Below are 15,079 nucleotides of genomic sequence, written 5' to 3' on the forward strand. Positions count from 1 at the left end.
CTCTGCCTTCTCCTGTAAAGGAGGAGGTAAAGGCCGAATGTTGTAGCGCCATCGTTCGACTAATTAACGGCGTGCTTTGTTCAGCACCGTCTGAATCGCCGTCGACAACTCATTGATCTCAAATTTCGCGACGTAAGCATCCGCACCGACATTGCGTACGTGATCTTCATTCGCGCTACCAGACAGTGATGAGTGGATCACTACGGGGATATTTTTCAGATATTCCTCACGCTTGATGTTTCTGGTCAGCGTAAAGCCATCCATTTCCGGCATTTCCAAATCGGTCAGAACCAATGAAATTTTGTCCGAAATCGGTCGCCCTTCTGACTGCGCTTCTTTCGCAATTTGCCGTATCTTGTTCCAGGCATCCTGTCCCGTGATGTGCATACTAAACGGAATACCCATCTGGGTTAGCCCCTGCTCAAGCAGCGAACGAGCGACTTTGGAATCTTCCGCCACAATGGCAATCGCACCTGGCGTATAGGGATAAATCTTCTCTTCCGCATTCTTGAGCTTGGTTTCGCGATCGCCGGGAATAATATCAAACAGAATCTGTTCAACATCCAGAACCAGCGCCAAACGGTTACTGTCTTTGTCGTTATCGAGACGCGCGATACTGGTAATATACGAGCTACTCACGCCTGCTTCAGCAGCCAGCACCTGGCTCCATTCCAGACGAACGATATCGTCTACCGATTCGACCGCGAATGCCTGCGTACTACGTGCATACTCGGTGATAAGGAGAATGTTCAGTCCGGTTTCCGGTGCGCTACCAACCACCGCAGGAAGATCGATAACGGGAATGATTTGCCCACGAATGTTGACCATACCCAGCATCGGCGATTTCATACCCGCCGCTTTGGTCAACGTAGGCATCGGCACAATTTCACGCAGTTTAAACACGTTGATGCCGAACAGCTCAGATTTGCCACCGTCAGGTGATTTGCCCAGCTGGAATAATAAGAGTTCGAATTTATTAGCAGAAGTGAGGTTTGTTCTCTCATCAATCTCTTTTTGAAAATTATCCATGCTTTCCTCAGTGCGAGTCATTATTTATAGGTATAGCGTAATCAGGCAACATTCGAGATGTGAGTAAACATGAACTAACATCTGACCGCTCCACTGTACGTGATAGTCGTATTCTTCAATCTTATCCAGCGTCAAACGTAAAAAAACCTGTTAAGTACCTCAACTTACTCATCCAACGATGGCCATCATCAGATCAGTAAACGGATATCAACCCTATAGCGGGAGGTACAGATAACATTCCCTGAACCATTAATATCGGCAGAATCTGCCAACACCTTATCCCAAATAGTGACAGAAATGTTGTCGGAGAAGAAAACCTCACTCTTCTCTTGAGAGTGACGCTAACAAAACACGGTACAAGGTGGACATACCGGCATGAAAGATGCCTTTGGTTCATGCAACGTCGCTTTACGCAGCTACGCATACTGACGCTTCTCTGGAGTATCTCTCAGAGATATGTAAGGCCTATCTACTGTGCTGTATATGGTGGACTGAGATCTGCGATCGTCGATGCCTGCTGGCAGCAACGATAAGAATTGCACAACAATCTGATGTGAGTTCCGCGAACTCAGTTCCTGCTGCACATCGCAGCAGATGCTTTATCCAAGGCGGCACCACTGGCGATAGAGTACGATGAAAAAAGAGAAAACCGCGATAATGAGCATCAAAGGATAATGGGACTTGATAAGCTAAAACGGATTATTTACTATCCCGCTCCGCATGCAGAGATACCCTGGCCGCAGGAAAGCCGACGCATAGGGGATTTGAAGTATGACGAGAGAACTGTTTTTAGGGCGCATGGCCTAACACCACACACCCTAAATTCAGTAAACAGAATAGGAGCAAAACTATGGGTAATTCCCTGGGTTGGCAAATCAATTTGTAACAATTTTTTTAAAAACTTACTGTCTTAAATTTTTTATAAATTGCCCTATTCATGAAAAAATTATAAGTGATATCATGGGTTAACAGTAGTTAGACTTAGGTATAGGTTCGGGCTATACTTTTATGTTCCTGTCGATATGATAGGCATATTCTCGCTTTTATTGAGGTCGTTACATGTCTGTATTTTGCTCTGATAATGAAATTATCAATAACACGATAAAAACCTATCTCAGCCGAAAGTTAAAACAGTATGGCGACCTGAAATACGCCTACATGATCATGAACAAGAAAAATCCGTCTCAGGTTGTGATCATTTCAAATTACCCACAAGAATGGGTTAATACGTATAAAGAAAATAATTATCAGCATATCGATCCTGTTATTTTAACGGCGATCAATAAAGTCTCGCCGTTCTCTTGGGAAGATAATATTGTTATTAATTCCAAACTGAAATTTTCCAAAATATTTAATCTGTCAAAAGAATACGATATTGTTAATGGCTACACTTTTGTCTTGCATGACAACAATAACAATTTGGCCGCGTTATCGATTATGTTTGAAGAAAATGCGCCAACAGATATGGAAAATATTGTTGAGGAAAACAAAGACAAGTTACAAATGCTGCTTATTACTGTTCATGAAAAAATCACCACGCTTTACAAAGAGATGACACAAAGCCCACAGAGCAAAAAGCAAAGCGATAAAGAGATATTTTCCCAGCGTGAAAACGAGATTCTTTACTGGGCTAGCATGGGGAAAACCTATCCAGAAATTGCGTTGATTCTGGATATAAAAATTAGCACTGTGAAATTTCATATTGGTAATGTGGTAAAAAAACTCGGTGTTCTCAATGCCAAGCATGCCATAAGACTGGGCGTAGAATTACAGCTCATCAAACCAGAGCCGTTATAACCGTCATCACGTCTATACCCTAAATAATTCGAATTTCAGGACAAAACGTTAACTTTTGAACAACGCGAAGCGTTAGCCCTTTAGGGCGATGCTCAGCCATGAGCATTGTAACGCGGCAAGCGAAGGACAAATTCGTCGGGAACGAATTTGACCAGCCAACGGCGGGCCTCCGGTGAGAGACAGGATGTTTCTCATTTCATCCCGATGCGCTTACTCTGGTGGAATAGCGTGCTGCACGTTCCACAGCGCGCGATAACGCCCTTCCATAATACGTAATTCATTATGTGTTCCCTGCTGGGAAATAACGCCATTCTCCACGACCAGAATTCGATTTGCCCCCACAATTGTCGATAACCGATGTGCGATAACAATAACCGTCTTGTCCTGTACTAGCCGGTCAATTGCACGCTGTACGGCGAGTTCGCTTTCGGTATCCAGCGCTGCCGTCGGTTCGTCCAGAATCACAATCGGCGCTTCTTTCAGTAATGCCCGCGCGATCGAAATACGTTGCCGTTCGCCACCGGATAATCTGCCGCCAATATCACCCAGCCGCGTTTGCCATCCCTGCGGCAATCGTTGAATAAACGCCAAACATTGAGCGGCGGCGGCAGCCTGTTCGACCTCTGCATCGCTGGCATCCGGCCGCGCCATGCGAATATTTGCCAGCACCGAATCATCAAACAGATAGACATCCTGAAATACTACGGAAATCAGCTTATTCAATTCACGCGTTGGAATATGACGGACATCCACACCACCGATACAAACGCGCCCATGTTGCGGATCGGCATGACGCATGAGCAGTCGTGTTATCGTCGTTTTCCCCGAGCCCGATGGCCCGACCAACGCCGTCATTTCCTTCTCTGGCAGCGTGATATCCACGCGATCAAGCACGGGGGCAGCCTCGTTAGCATAGCGAAAGCTAACCTGCTCAAACGTAACCGCATACGTCGTCGGCACATCGGTAGGTTCACACACGGGAAGCGGCTCAATGGCTAGCAGCTCATCAATACGATGCAGCGCCGTATCAATCAACTCCAGCACGGCCGTATAGCTGACAAATGTCGCCAGCGGTTCAGAGAAGCGTACTACAATCACCATCATCGCAGCGACGATTGACACATTCCACGCCCCCACAACTGCGCCGCTAATACCAAGAATCAGCACGCCCTGAAGACCTAATTCCACGATGCTGGCAACTACCGCACTGGGTTTGGCACCGTCGCGGTGAGCCGACGTCTGTATCTGCTGTAGATGCTGAAAACGCTGACGCAATGTCACTGTACGCTCGGCCTGCTGACAGCTGGTTCTCAGAACGGCGAGTCCCTGTACATACTCCACAATATCGGCGCTGGTTTGCTGATTAGCCTCCGCCAGCGTCTGCATCGTGTGCGAAAATGCAGGCCGCCGCCAGCGATAAAGCAGTACGATGGCCGGAAAGAGCAACAGCAGACTCACGCCTAACCGCCACTCCACCGTCAGCATGACGAGCGCTATTACGACAGGCGTCACGATGGCCAACAGCAGTTGGTTTATTATCGCCAACATATAGTTCAGATTTTCATCCACACTCCCCAGCAGCAGCGCGTTAATATCCCCCGCCCGCGAGGACTGAAGCGTGGTCAACGGCATACTCCGCAGTTTCTCTCCCAGACGCATACGCAGTTCATGGGTCACCGCCGCAAGTTGCCCGCGATATTCAAATCCCTGCCCATACCAGCGCAACATCAGCGTCAACAGGCTCAGGAGCGTCATAACCACCAGCCAGCTCGCCATCCCGTGCGACGCCTCTACGAGGGTAAACGCCGACAACAGTGGAAACAGGCATGCCAGTGCCAGTCCTTGCGCGATAGCCGCCGCCAGCAGGTTCAGGCAACACCAACGGAATACCCTCGACTGTGAGCCCGTGACCCGCTCCAGTTGACGATATGTATGCCACCACGCAGATAGCCGTGTCGCTATTACGACATGATTTTCGTTCATCACTCGCGCTCTCCTGCTTGCCCGCCGCTCGGTGGTACGCTGCCCAGCGCCCAATTCTGCGCCTGCTCATAATGTCGCCACAATTCGCTATAGCGACCTTGTGCGGCCAGCAACGCATCATGCTGACCAGACTCGCTCAGCCGTCCGCGATCGAAGACCAGTATCTGATCGGCATCGCGGATCGTCGACAGACGGTGCGCTATCATAATGACCGTTTTCCCCCGCATCAGGATGCCAAGCGCCGCTAGCAGCGCAGCTTCATTCTCCGGGTCGGCAAAAGCCGTCGGTTCATCCAGCACCAGAATCGGCCGGTTATGCAGCAATGCACGTGCAATGGCGATGCGCTGACGCTGGCCGCCAGAGAGGAACTGACCGCGTTCACCGGCCAGCGTGTCGTAACCGTGCGGCAGCGCCATGATAAAATCGTGCGCTTGCGCTGCCGTCGCTGCGGCAATCACCTCGTCCATCGTTTTTTCAGGCAAACCAAGCCGAATGTTATTCGCGAGGGTGTCCGCAAACAGGAAAGACTCCTGAAAAACAAACGACACCTGCTGCATGAGCGTCTCAGTTTTCATCTGTCGGATATCGACACCGCCAATCAAAATACGTCCAGCCGTCACATCCCAAAAGCGAGGAATAAGGCGAGCCACCGTGGTTTTCCCTGCGCCCGATGATCCCACCAGCGCCGTAACCGAACCAGCCGGCACCTGAAAGCTGACGTCCTCCAGCACCCCGTCACTCGCATGCCGGTCGTAGCGGAAATTGACCTGTTCAAAATGCACGCTGGCATCGATAGGGAAAGCATCTCTGTCCGTTTCCGGCAGCGACGGTAACGCCAGTACGTCCTGAATCCGAGCAATACTCAATCGGGTTTTCGCTACCATATGATTCAGGGCCATCATCGGCATGACCGCCTCCGCCATACCATTGCCAAGCAGCAGCACGGCCACCCACAGACCGAAATCGAGACTACCGTGGCTGTAGAAACCGAATGCCACCCAGCACAACGCCAGCAACGTAGGAAGCGGGTTAAGTACCGCAAAGGAGAAACGCGCCGAGAATCCCGCCTGCTGATACCAACGGGTAAGCACATCCAGATAGTTTTCCAACGCCAGTTGGTAGCGCCCAAATGTTGAAGCTCCCGTATCGAAAGTACGCACCACTGGCATCGCCTGTACAAATTCAATCACGGCGGCACTGACCTGCTCGCGCGCCTGGTTATAACGCTGGTTCATCTCACCGGCATGGCGCATCGCCAACATCAGCACCACCGCACCGACGACCAGCACCAACAAGGCCGCCAATGCCAAACGCCAATCCAGCCAGAACAGCAACGCGCCCGTACACAGCGGCGCCACAAAAGCACGGGCATAAAGCGGCGTGCTATCCGCCACAAACAGATGAAGCGCTTTTACATCATCCTGCACGATCTTCACCAGCGAACCGGTACCCAGGCGCTGTACCTCACCGAGCGGAATGCACGCCAACCGTTCCGCCAGCGCGCTACGAATCTGATTTTCCAGCCGAAACGCGGCATAGTGGGATTGATTAAAGGCTTGCAGACGCAGCAGATAACTGGCGCACAGACACAGCACGGCCCCCCCTATCGGAATTCGCGGCCATGACGCAGGCTGTACGATCAGGAGTTGGATACTCCACGCCAGAGAGAGTAAAAAAGCGATTCCCGCCAACACCGACAGCCCAGACAGGAACATCGCCAGACGAATCTGTCCTCGCACGGGATGCATAATCTGCCAGGCTCGACGTTGTGGCGTAGAAGGCGACGTGGCAGCGGATGAATCACCATCAACAGCAGAATGTGGCATAGCTTCTCTCTTTTCTCCTTCCCACACAGTCGGTTACCCGCAAGGCCAGCAAATCAACTCGACGGCGGCAATAAAGTCAGGAATAATAACTATTCTCAATTGCGTATCTACCCGATTCGAGCCGATTTCTACCCCGATCGGTACGGGATGTACTGTCATCAAGCGCATTGCCGCGATCGTCCGATGACTGCAACCAGCATCTTCAGGAGTTTGCCCATTGAATGCTTCCCCACTGAAATCCTCCCGCGAGCCTGAAGTCACCATTTCAAATTTAATCGCTGAACTGCACGTCATGCGGCCGGATACTGGCGCGGACTGTAGCCTACTGCGCGCTACACTTCAGGAGGGATTAGACATTCTGGTGTGGCGGGGGACGTTCCGACAGCCCACGACAATGCATTTGCACGATGACTGGGGTCGCATCAACTTTTCCTGTTCATTGCAGGGGGATTCGCAATTTTCACTGAAGGGCTATCGGGGACGAGAACATGTACTGAAGCAGGGGTCGGGCTGCATTAGCTACACGCCAGACTGTCAGGGCACATCGTCCTATGCCGGACAGTTTGAAAGTGTCACGGTGTCGCTAAGCCCAGCGTTACTGGCTAATTGGGTACCGGATCTCACGGGTAAACTGCAACAGCAGTTGGATTCTGGTCGGCTCTGTACGCATTGCGATTGCAATGCCGAAATGCGGGGTACCGCTCAGGTATTAAGCCACGCGCTGTCCAGCCTGACGCATCCACAGCAGGCAGGTGAAAATCGCCATACACCATTGTGGCTGCTGGGACAAAGTATGATTCTAGTCAGCCTCGCCGTCGCCGGACATTCCGACGCGGCTCCCCAGCAGGACACGCTGAGTCTGGCCGATCGCCAGAAACTGCTGCGGGCAAAAGATCGGCTGCTGGCAGATCTGTCACAGGCTCCGACCATCGCCATGTTGTCCAGAGAAACTGGATTAAGCGTACTCAAGCTGAAACGCGGATTCCGTCAGCTCTTCAATAACAGTATCTATGGATTATTCCAGGCCGAACGTATGCATGAAGCACGTCGTCGTCTGTTTGTCACGGGTGCGCCGGTCATGGTCGTCGCCACCGATTTGGGCTATGCCAACGCCAGCCACTTTAGTGCGGCATTCCAGAAACAGTTTGGCGTCACGCCCTCTGCGTTCAAACGCCTGAATATTTAGCGGGCAGTTGACGTAACAATCATCCCGATACGGGTACAAATAGACTGGATTCGGGTAGCGCCACAATAGCGAATGATTATCATTTTCTCCATTACACGCAGGAGAAACCGTCATGCCCGATTCCATCGTAACACCGCCTCCTTTTCTTGATACGCATGCCTGGCCAATCGTTTTCTTACACATGCCAGAACAGGTGCCTGACGATAAATCCGCTGCCTATATGGTACAGATTACTCAGCTGTATGCCGCTCAAGAACGTTTTGTACTCTGTATGACCGGTGCCGACCTGCCCTACCATTCTCCTGTCTTTATGAAGGCTTATCTTCAGTGGACGCGCGATAACGTTAGCCTGCAACAACAATACTGCGCAGGCGCGATCCGTATCGAAAGCGACGAGGCCAAAAGACAAAAATACGTGGAATGGGCAGATAACTGGGCACAATCCGAACAAGCCCCTTACGCCTATTTTGTCGTCGCCACGTTGCCTGAAGCACAGGCGCTGGCGATAACGCTGCTGGATCGCGACCAACCATGACGCACAGCCCATTCACACGCTACCTGCCCTATTGGTGTTTCTACCTGCATCAAGGCATGATCACTGCGCTCATCATGCAAGGCGTTGTAGGCTATTTCCGCCATGCCGGATTAGATCTTGCGCAATTAAGCTGGCTGTCACTGACCTTCGTTCCATGGATTGCCAAGTGCCTGTGGGCACCGTGGGGAGAGCGCCACGCCCTTCCTTTGCGCGGTAACCCCTATTTAGGCAGTCTGGTACTGCTCCAGATCGCCATGGCGGTAACGCTGACTGTAATTGGCCTGATCTCACCGGAGCAATCTGTTTTAGCTATCGTTATCGCGCTGATGTTGTTGGCGCTGCTCTCTGCCAGCCACGATATCTATGCAGATGGTATTACAATCTGCACCACCAACACGTCCAGTCGCGCGCTGGCAAATACTGCACAGGTCGGCGGGAGCTATCTGGGCATTCTATTCGGCTCTTATGCGTTTCTGAGTATTACCGAGCATACGGGGTGGCAAGGCGGTTTCTTCGCGCTGGCAGGGCTGTCGCTGCTGATGCTCATTCTGCCGCTACGCTATACCCGCCAAACCGTGCGTCATTCTGATCCCACTGCGCCCCCGACGCTAAATCGCCAGACATTTAAGGCGCTCTGGCCAGTATTGGCCTTCACGGCCATTTTCTATCTGGCGATGCGCGGCATGATGGCGCTACAGACCGTTATGCTCATCGATCAACAGCTTAGCCTGAGCCAGTTAGGTATTGTCATGACCGTGTACAGCACCGCAGTCAGCGGCGTAGGGATTGTGCTCGCTAACCTTCTGATTCGACGCATGGGTGCGCTGCACTGCCTATTGCCCGTGATGATCGTGCACGCCCTGCTCGCTATCGTGCTAGCCGTCGGTTACCCGCGGTATCCGTTGAATGCCTGGATTGCACTCTTTGGCGTGGTCAATCTGGCTGCCGCTGTCGGGTTTGTCACGCTATACAACGTCCTGATGGGGCTAGTCAGACCGTATCAACCCGCGTCCGACTATGCACTGTTTCAATCCACCGATGCTGCCGTCTCGATGATCGTGTCGATCGCCGCACTTCAGCTCGCACACCACACAAACTATCAGACCACGCTAGGCGTGCTGGCCTGCTTTGCCGTCGCCAGCCTGTGGCCCGCCAAGAGGCTATCTATGCGACTTTCCCACGTGTTTTCAGAAGGTATTCCTACTGCAACTGCAAGCCACCGGGAGCAAGATTAACGTAAGGGAAATCGTACAGGATGTCTGCTGTATTCGGGTTGAAATAGACCCGATGCGGGTAGCCCAAAAAGTGCAAACGATTATCATTTGACTTTCATCATTCTCTGTATCACCCATTTTTCATGTTGTGATGAAAACCGTTGCTTTTGACATTGATTTCAGCTTTTTCAGGGATTTAATAATGAAAATAATGCGCCTTTATCCACTCGCCTTGACCGGCGTGTTTCTCTCTTCCTGTGCCTTTGCCGCTCAGGACGATACGCTGGTTGTCTCCGCCAGCAAACAGTCACCCTATTCCGCTTCGGCTAATAACGTTTCCTCCACCGTCGTAACGGCGCCAGAGCTGAAAGATGCGGGCGTCACCAGTACCGACAAGCTGACTCGGGTTCTGCCCGGCCTGAACCTCGGTAATAACGGTAGCCTGTTGTTTCCCTCCATTTCACTGCGTGGCGTCTCTTCCGCGCAGGATTTCTACAGCCCTGCCGTGACGGTCTATGTGGATGGCGTGCCACAGCTCGCCACCAACACCGTGCAGGCGCTCTCCGATGTGGAAAGCATTGAAATGCTACGCGGCCCACAGGGGACGCTGTACGGTAAAAGCGCACAGGGCGGCATTATCAACATCGTCACCCAGCAGCCGGACAGCACGCCGCGTGGCTACGTCGAAGGTGGCGTCGCCAGCCGCGATGGCTACCATGGCAAAATCAATCTCAGCGGCCCCATTCAGGATGGTCTGTTGTATGGTAGCGTGACACTGCTGCGCCAGGTCGATTCAGGCGCGATGACCAACCCTGCGACGGGCAGTGATAACCTCGGTGGGACAAAATCCAGCGTCGGAAATCTTCGATTACGGCTGGCTCCCGATGGGCAACCGTGGGAAACCAGTCTGGCACTGACGGAAGACTGTACGCGCGCCACACAGGATACCTATCTGCCGTTTGGCGATGCCAAAAATCGTACGCTGGAGATCGTCGCTGGCGCGCCCGATCCTAAACTACGCCGTTGTACCCATAGCCAGTCGCTAAGCGGAAAATACACCACCGACAACTGGATCTTTAGCCTGATCGGCGCATGGCAACAACAGAATTACGACCGTACCTTCCCAAACAGTACGCTGATTGCCAACATGCCGGAGCGATGGAATCAGGACGTGCAGGAACTACGGGCGGCCACGCACGGTGCTGGCCGTACGGTGGATATGGTGTTCGGCCTTTACCGACAAAACACGCGTGAGAAACTCGATCTGACCTACATCCAGGCGGGATCGCCGTTCATGCAGAGCAATGCCAACACGGCATCGGAGACCTTAGCCGCCTACAGCGATCTGACCTGGCACCTGACCGACCGTATCGATCTGGGCGGCGGGCTGCGCGTATCGCACGATAAGGCCAAAACCCGCTACCACCAGCAGTTCTCCGGCATGAACGTGGGCGATAGCAATAGCGTTGATGACGATCAAGTACTGGGGCAACTCTCCGCCAGCTATCTGCTCAATAACGACTGGCGCGTCTATACTCGCGTCGCACAGGGCTACAAGCCAACTGGCTTTAACTACTCGCCCGCCGCAGGAACACAGGCCATTCCTTACAGTGCAGAGAAATCGATTAACTATGAAATCGGCTCGCGCTATCAGCGTGGAGATGTACAGCTTCAGGGGGCGGTGTTCCACACGCATACGCGTGATATGCAACTGTATTCCGGCCCGGTTGGTATGCAAACGCTCAGCAACGCAGGCAGCGCTGACGCCAGCGGCGTAGAAATGATGCTGAAGTGGCAGTTCATTCCTAACTGGTCATGGGACATCAACGGCACCTATGTGCGCTCTGAATTTAGTGGCGACAGTGAAAGTTATCAGGACAAACGCGTTCCCTTCGTGCCGCGCTACGGTGCTGGCACCAGCCTAAACGGGCTAGTCGATACCTCATTTGGCGCATTAATGCCGCGTCTGGCGTTCAACGTAGTGGGACCACACTACTTCGACGGTGATAACGCGTTGCGTCAGGGGACCTATACCACCACCGATCTGCGCCTCAGTTGGCAGGCCACCGATCGGGTGAATATCGCTGGCTATGTGGATAACGTCTTCGACCGCCGCTACCGCACCTTTGGCTTTATGAGCGGTACATCGGGCTACGCACAGGTCAATGAAGGCCGAACCGTCGGCGTGGATGTGCGAGTCGATTTATTCTGATTTATATCGTCCCGCATCCGTAACACAATTCTCTACTGGGATGGCGTTTTGTCATCCCAGCACGTTATCATCCATTCTTCTTGCCTCTTACAATCCGTTACCGATTAGCCTTTCTCCTTTCACCACAGGTCATATTAATGACATCGCTCCTGTTCCATACTGACCGTCGCCACTTTCACATGCTCCGTTTACCCTGATGTTTTGCGCCAACCGGAGATTCGTCATGAAACGCAACACGATCCTGCTCTTCACGGTTTCTGCCATCATTTTACTCACGGCAGCCACAGCAATAGGGTGGAAGGTTGGCCGGGGAAACAGCAATGCGCTGTGGGACATCGTCAGCGAACAGTGCGTACCAAACCAGCAGCGCAGCGGCAATCCAGCCCCTTGTCTAGAGGTCAACCTAGCGGACGGCTATGTGCTTTTTGATGACAGAAACGGCCCCTATCACGATCTGTTGCTCCCAACCGATAAAATCAGTGGCATCGAGAGTCCTGAACTCCTACAGCAAAACACACCTAATTTTTTCATGCAGGCGTGGGATCGACGCGGCCATCTTTCACGTGAAGCGGGCAAACCGATCAAAGATGATTATCTGTCGCTGGCAATAAACTCACGCTATGGTCGCACGCAAAACCAACTGCATATCCACATAGCCTGTCTGCGCCCAGAGGTTTATCAAACGCTGAATCAGCAGTTCCCCATGATCTCTGCCGACTGGAAACCACTACCTGTGAAAATTAACGGTCACGTCTATCTGGCAAAAATGATCACAGCGAACGAACTGACGCAAAGCGATCCGTTCAAAACCTTAGATCGCTATGCACAGCAGCGAAATGAATCTATCGGCAAATATGGCTTGGCGATGGTTTCTGCGCCGACGGGTAACAAGGTGCTACTTGCCAGCAGTCTTGACGTGTTCAATATGAGTCTCGGTTCCGTCGAGGAAATTCAGGATTTTTCCTGTGCGCTGGCACAATAGCCGCTGACCGCGCCAGACAGCGGCCTGAAGGCCTATAGCAATCAATTCGCTATAAGTTATGACTTTTTGTTCATTGCGTTGCCAGCCAACCTCCGCCTAAAAAGTGGGGAAAATCGATAGGGTAGGTAGCTGCAACATGCATCTGGATTTACGGCAATTACGCAATTTTCTTGCACTGGCCGAACAGGGGAGTTTCGTACAGGCTGCAGAAGCGGTCTGTCTGTCACAATCAGCGTTCAGCCGCAGCATTCAGGCGTTGGAACAGACGGTGGGACATCCGCTTATCGATCGCCAGAGCCGACGCTTTGCACTGACGTGGCAAGGCAATACGCTGCTGCCGTTTGCGCGGCGTATGCAGGAGTTGTCCTGGGAGCTGATGACCGACATGCGGCAGATCAGCGAGGCGCAGGAAGGCGAACTGACGTTTGGCTGTGGCCCGGCACCGTCTACCACGCTGATCCCCAAAGCGGTCGCACATTTCCATGCACTACGGCCACGTGCCAAGGTCACTTACAGCGTGGATAATTGGCAATCCCTGCGAGAGCGTCTGCTCGCCGACGAGTGGCCTTTTATTGTCGCGGATACCTGGCAGGCTGAAATGGAAACGGGCCTCCACGTGCAACCATTAAGCCCGCAGCGTTGTTTCTTTATCTGTCACTCCTCACACCCGCTGGCTCAGCAGGAAAACGTGACGCCGGACGACCTCTTGCGCTTTCCGCTCGCCTCTCCTTTTATGCCTGTCGGCATGCGCAAAATTCTGGCCGCCCTGACGCGTCAGCCCGACTACCGCCCGCAGATTCAGTGTGACCATATCTACTCTGTCTTCAGCATCCTACGCCACACGCAGGCCATCAGCTTCGCCAGTGAGGATGGCTTTGCACTAGGACGATTAAGCCATCAGTTGGTAGAAATTCCGCTCACGGGCACACCACCGGAATGGGGAAACATGCAAACCCGATTCGGGATTGTCACCTGTTTGCAAAGAACGCTGCCCCCGCTAGCCGAACTGATGATTGAAACTCTACTGGCGCAAGATAGGCTACGCTCACCCGTTCCGGCACTGCCGACCCTGTGAGCGCCTTCATGATTATTTTGTCGGATGACCGCTGGCGTCATACACCGGCCAGTTCGACTCCAGTGATTTGGCCTTCAATGCACGATCGGCAAACTCGCCGGCAAACCAATCGCTGGCTGAAAACGTGTTGCGAATCAGCCCTGCCGCTTTCGCCCGCTCGATACTGTCCTGCAAGCTGCTGAGCAGGAACGGGTCGAGACGCGGCGAGCTTTGGAATGGGAGATCTTCCGCTTTCAGTTCTTCCTGAAAGATTGCCTGCGGTATCTGGCTCTGTTCGGACATCAGCGCAGTGTATTCCGGTAGGTGCTGCGCATCGCCGATCCATTGCGCATTATCCACCAACACATTCACCAGTTGCTGCGTTGTACCCGGATAGCGATCGATAAAATCCTGCGTCGCCAGCACCGCTGCCTGCGTGGTATTCGCCCAGCCCAGCGCCCGACTGGTCGTGACAATATTGATGCCCTGCTTACGCAGCGCCAGCAGAGAGACACCGCCCCACACCGCATCTACACGTCTGGCCGCCAGCGCGGCTTTGCCCGCCGTCCAATCCAGATTGATGACTCGTACATCACGCTCGTTCAGCCCGACGCTTTTAATTGCGCGCTCAAATGACAGTTGATCGGCCGTTCCTTTGTAGACCGCAATCCGCTTGCCGCGTAAATCCTCAATACGCTGAATACCCGATTCCGGGGTTGCCGCCAGGTAGGAATTCGAACCGCGCGATCCCACCAGCACCCGCGTCGGGAGGCCCCCTGCACGACCAATAATGGCGGCGAGATCGCCCAGATACACCACGTCCAACTGCTTGTTTGCCAGCGCTTCATTCACCGCTGGCCCTGCGCCTTTAAAGAACGACCACTGAATTTTGATGCCCTGCGGCTCAAATTCCTTCTCCAACTGTTTTTGAATATGCGCCAGCCCCAGCGGCCCGCGGATAAAGGGCTTGCTACCCGCGCTTTGGTCTGGCAAACCGATACGAATTTCCGTCGGCTTCTGCGCATCCGACGCTACGCTCTCGTTCGCCTGCACCGTAGAAACCAGCGCGGCGCTCATCAGTAGCGTAATAGCTAGCATCTTATTCATTCCCTGCCGCCAGCGAGCATAGGGGGCGATCACATCTAAAGGGGTTGCTTGCTGCATACGGTTTTCCTCAGTCATCCGTTTTATCTGCCATGAAACTAGCGAACCGTTGGTGTCAGGCTTAAATAACATTTACAGGTTTGTTCAGCGGAAAAAA

Annotated in this window: 11 protein-coding genes; 7 read left to right on the top strand and 4 right to left on the bottom strand. The window is 52.8% G+C overall.

All coding sequences use genetic code 11. The features are described from left to right. Window positions 1-63: 63 nt before the first annotated feature. The gene (locus tag A6301_RS07205; protein WP_205541896.1) at window positions 64-1,029 is read right to left on the bottom strand and encodes a chemotaxis protein; all 966 of its coding nucleotides are present in this window, start codon (window positions 1,027-1,029) and stop codon (window positions 64-66) included. 1,059 nt (window positions 1,030-2,088) lie between these two features. On the opposite strand from A6301_RS07205, the gene A6301_RS07210 reads away from it, so the two are divergent. Continuing rightward, on the top strand, window positions 2,089-2,826 hold the full coding sequence (locus tag A6301_RS07210; protein WP_107170272.1) for a LuxR family transcriptional regulator: 738 nt from the start codon (window positions 2,089-2,091) through the stop codon (window positions 2,824-2,826). Between the two features lie 210 nt (window positions 2,827-3,036). Here A6301_RS07210 and A6301_RS07215 read toward each other — a convergent pair whose 3' ends face one another. Then, a complete protein-coding gene (locus tag A6301_RS07215) occupies window positions 3,037-4,809 on the bottom strand; it encodes an ABC transporter ATP-binding protein (protein ID WP_234257439.1) in 1,773 nt (590 codons plus the stop codon). Further along, complete coding sequence (locus tag A6301_RS07220) at window positions 4,809-6,635, bottom strand: ABC transporter ATP-binding protein (protein WP_304622712.1); 1,827 nt, start codon at window positions 6,633-6,635, stop codon at window positions 4,809-4,811. The genes A6301_RS07215 and A6301_RS07220 overlap by 1 nt, the downstream gene beginning before the upstream one ends. A 217-nt stretch (window positions 6,636-6,852) precedes the next feature. Here A6301_RS07220 and A6301_RS07225 point away from each other — a divergent pair, with 217 nt between their 5' ends. The 6 genes from A6301_RS07225 to A6301_RS07250 all read left to right on the top strand — a co-directional run bounded on the left by A6301_RS07225 (window position 6,853) and on the right by A6301_RS07250 (window position 13,839). Beyond that, complete coding sequence (locus tag A6301_RS07225) at window positions 6,853-7,821, top strand: AraC family transcriptional regulator (RefSeq protein ID WP_234257440.1); 969 nt, start codon at window positions 6,853-6,855, stop codon at window positions 7,819-7,821. Window positions 7,822-7,933: 112 nt separating this feature from the next. Continuing rightward, complete coding sequence (locus tag A6301_RS07230; RefSeq protein WP_234257441.1) at window positions 7,934-8,356, top strand: hypothetical protein; 423 nt, start codon at window positions 7,934-7,936, stop codon at window positions 8,354-8,356. Further along, window positions 8,353-9,591 (top strand): MFS transporter, encoded by a 1,239-nt coding sequence (locus A6301_RS07235; protein ID WP_234257442.1) that lies wholly within the window; start codon window positions 8,353-8,355, stop codon window positions 9,589-9,591. Before A6301_RS07230 ends, A6301_RS07235 begins: the two co-directional genes overlap by 4 nt. Before the next feature lie 181 nt (window positions 9,592-9,772). After that, window positions 9,773-11,782, top strand: a complete 2,010-nt coding sequence (locus A6301_RS07240) for a TonB-dependent siderophore receptor (RefSeq protein WP_234257443.1) — start codon at window positions 9,773-9,775, stop codon at window positions 11,780-11,782. Window positions 11,783-12,005: 223 nt separating this feature from the next. Continuing rightward, window positions 12,006-12,764 carry a CDP-diacylglycerol diphosphatase gene (locus tag A6301_RS07245; protein ID WP_107170279.1) on the top strand — a complete coding sequence of 253 codons (759 nt, stop codon included), beginning with the start codon at window positions 12,006-12,008 and terminating at the stop codon, window positions 12,762-12,764. A 136-nt stretch (window positions 12,765-12,900) separates the two neighbouring features. Next, window positions 12,901-13,839 (top strand): LysR family transcriptional regulator, encoded by a 939-nt coding sequence (locus A6301_RS07250; RefSeq protein ID WP_215482898.1) that lies wholly within the window; start codon window positions 12,901-12,903, stop codon window positions 13,837-13,839. Between the two features lie 12 nt (window positions 13,840-13,851). On the opposite strand, the gene A6301_RS07255 is transcribed toward A6301_RS07250, so the two are convergent. After that, complete coding sequence (locus tag A6301_RS07255; protein ID WP_234257444.1) at window positions 13,852-14,982, bottom strand: ABC transporter substrate-binding protein; 1,131 nt, start codon at window positions 14,980-14,982, stop codon at window positions 13,852-13,854. Window positions 14,983-15,079 lie beyond the last annotated feature (97 nt).

It is taken from the genome of Pectobacterium sp. IFB5596 (genome assembly GCF_021432585.1).
Taxonomy (GTDB): domain Bacteria; phylum Pseudomonadota; class Gammaproteobacteria; order Enterobacterales; family Enterobacteriaceae; genus Pectobacterium; species Pectobacterium punjabense.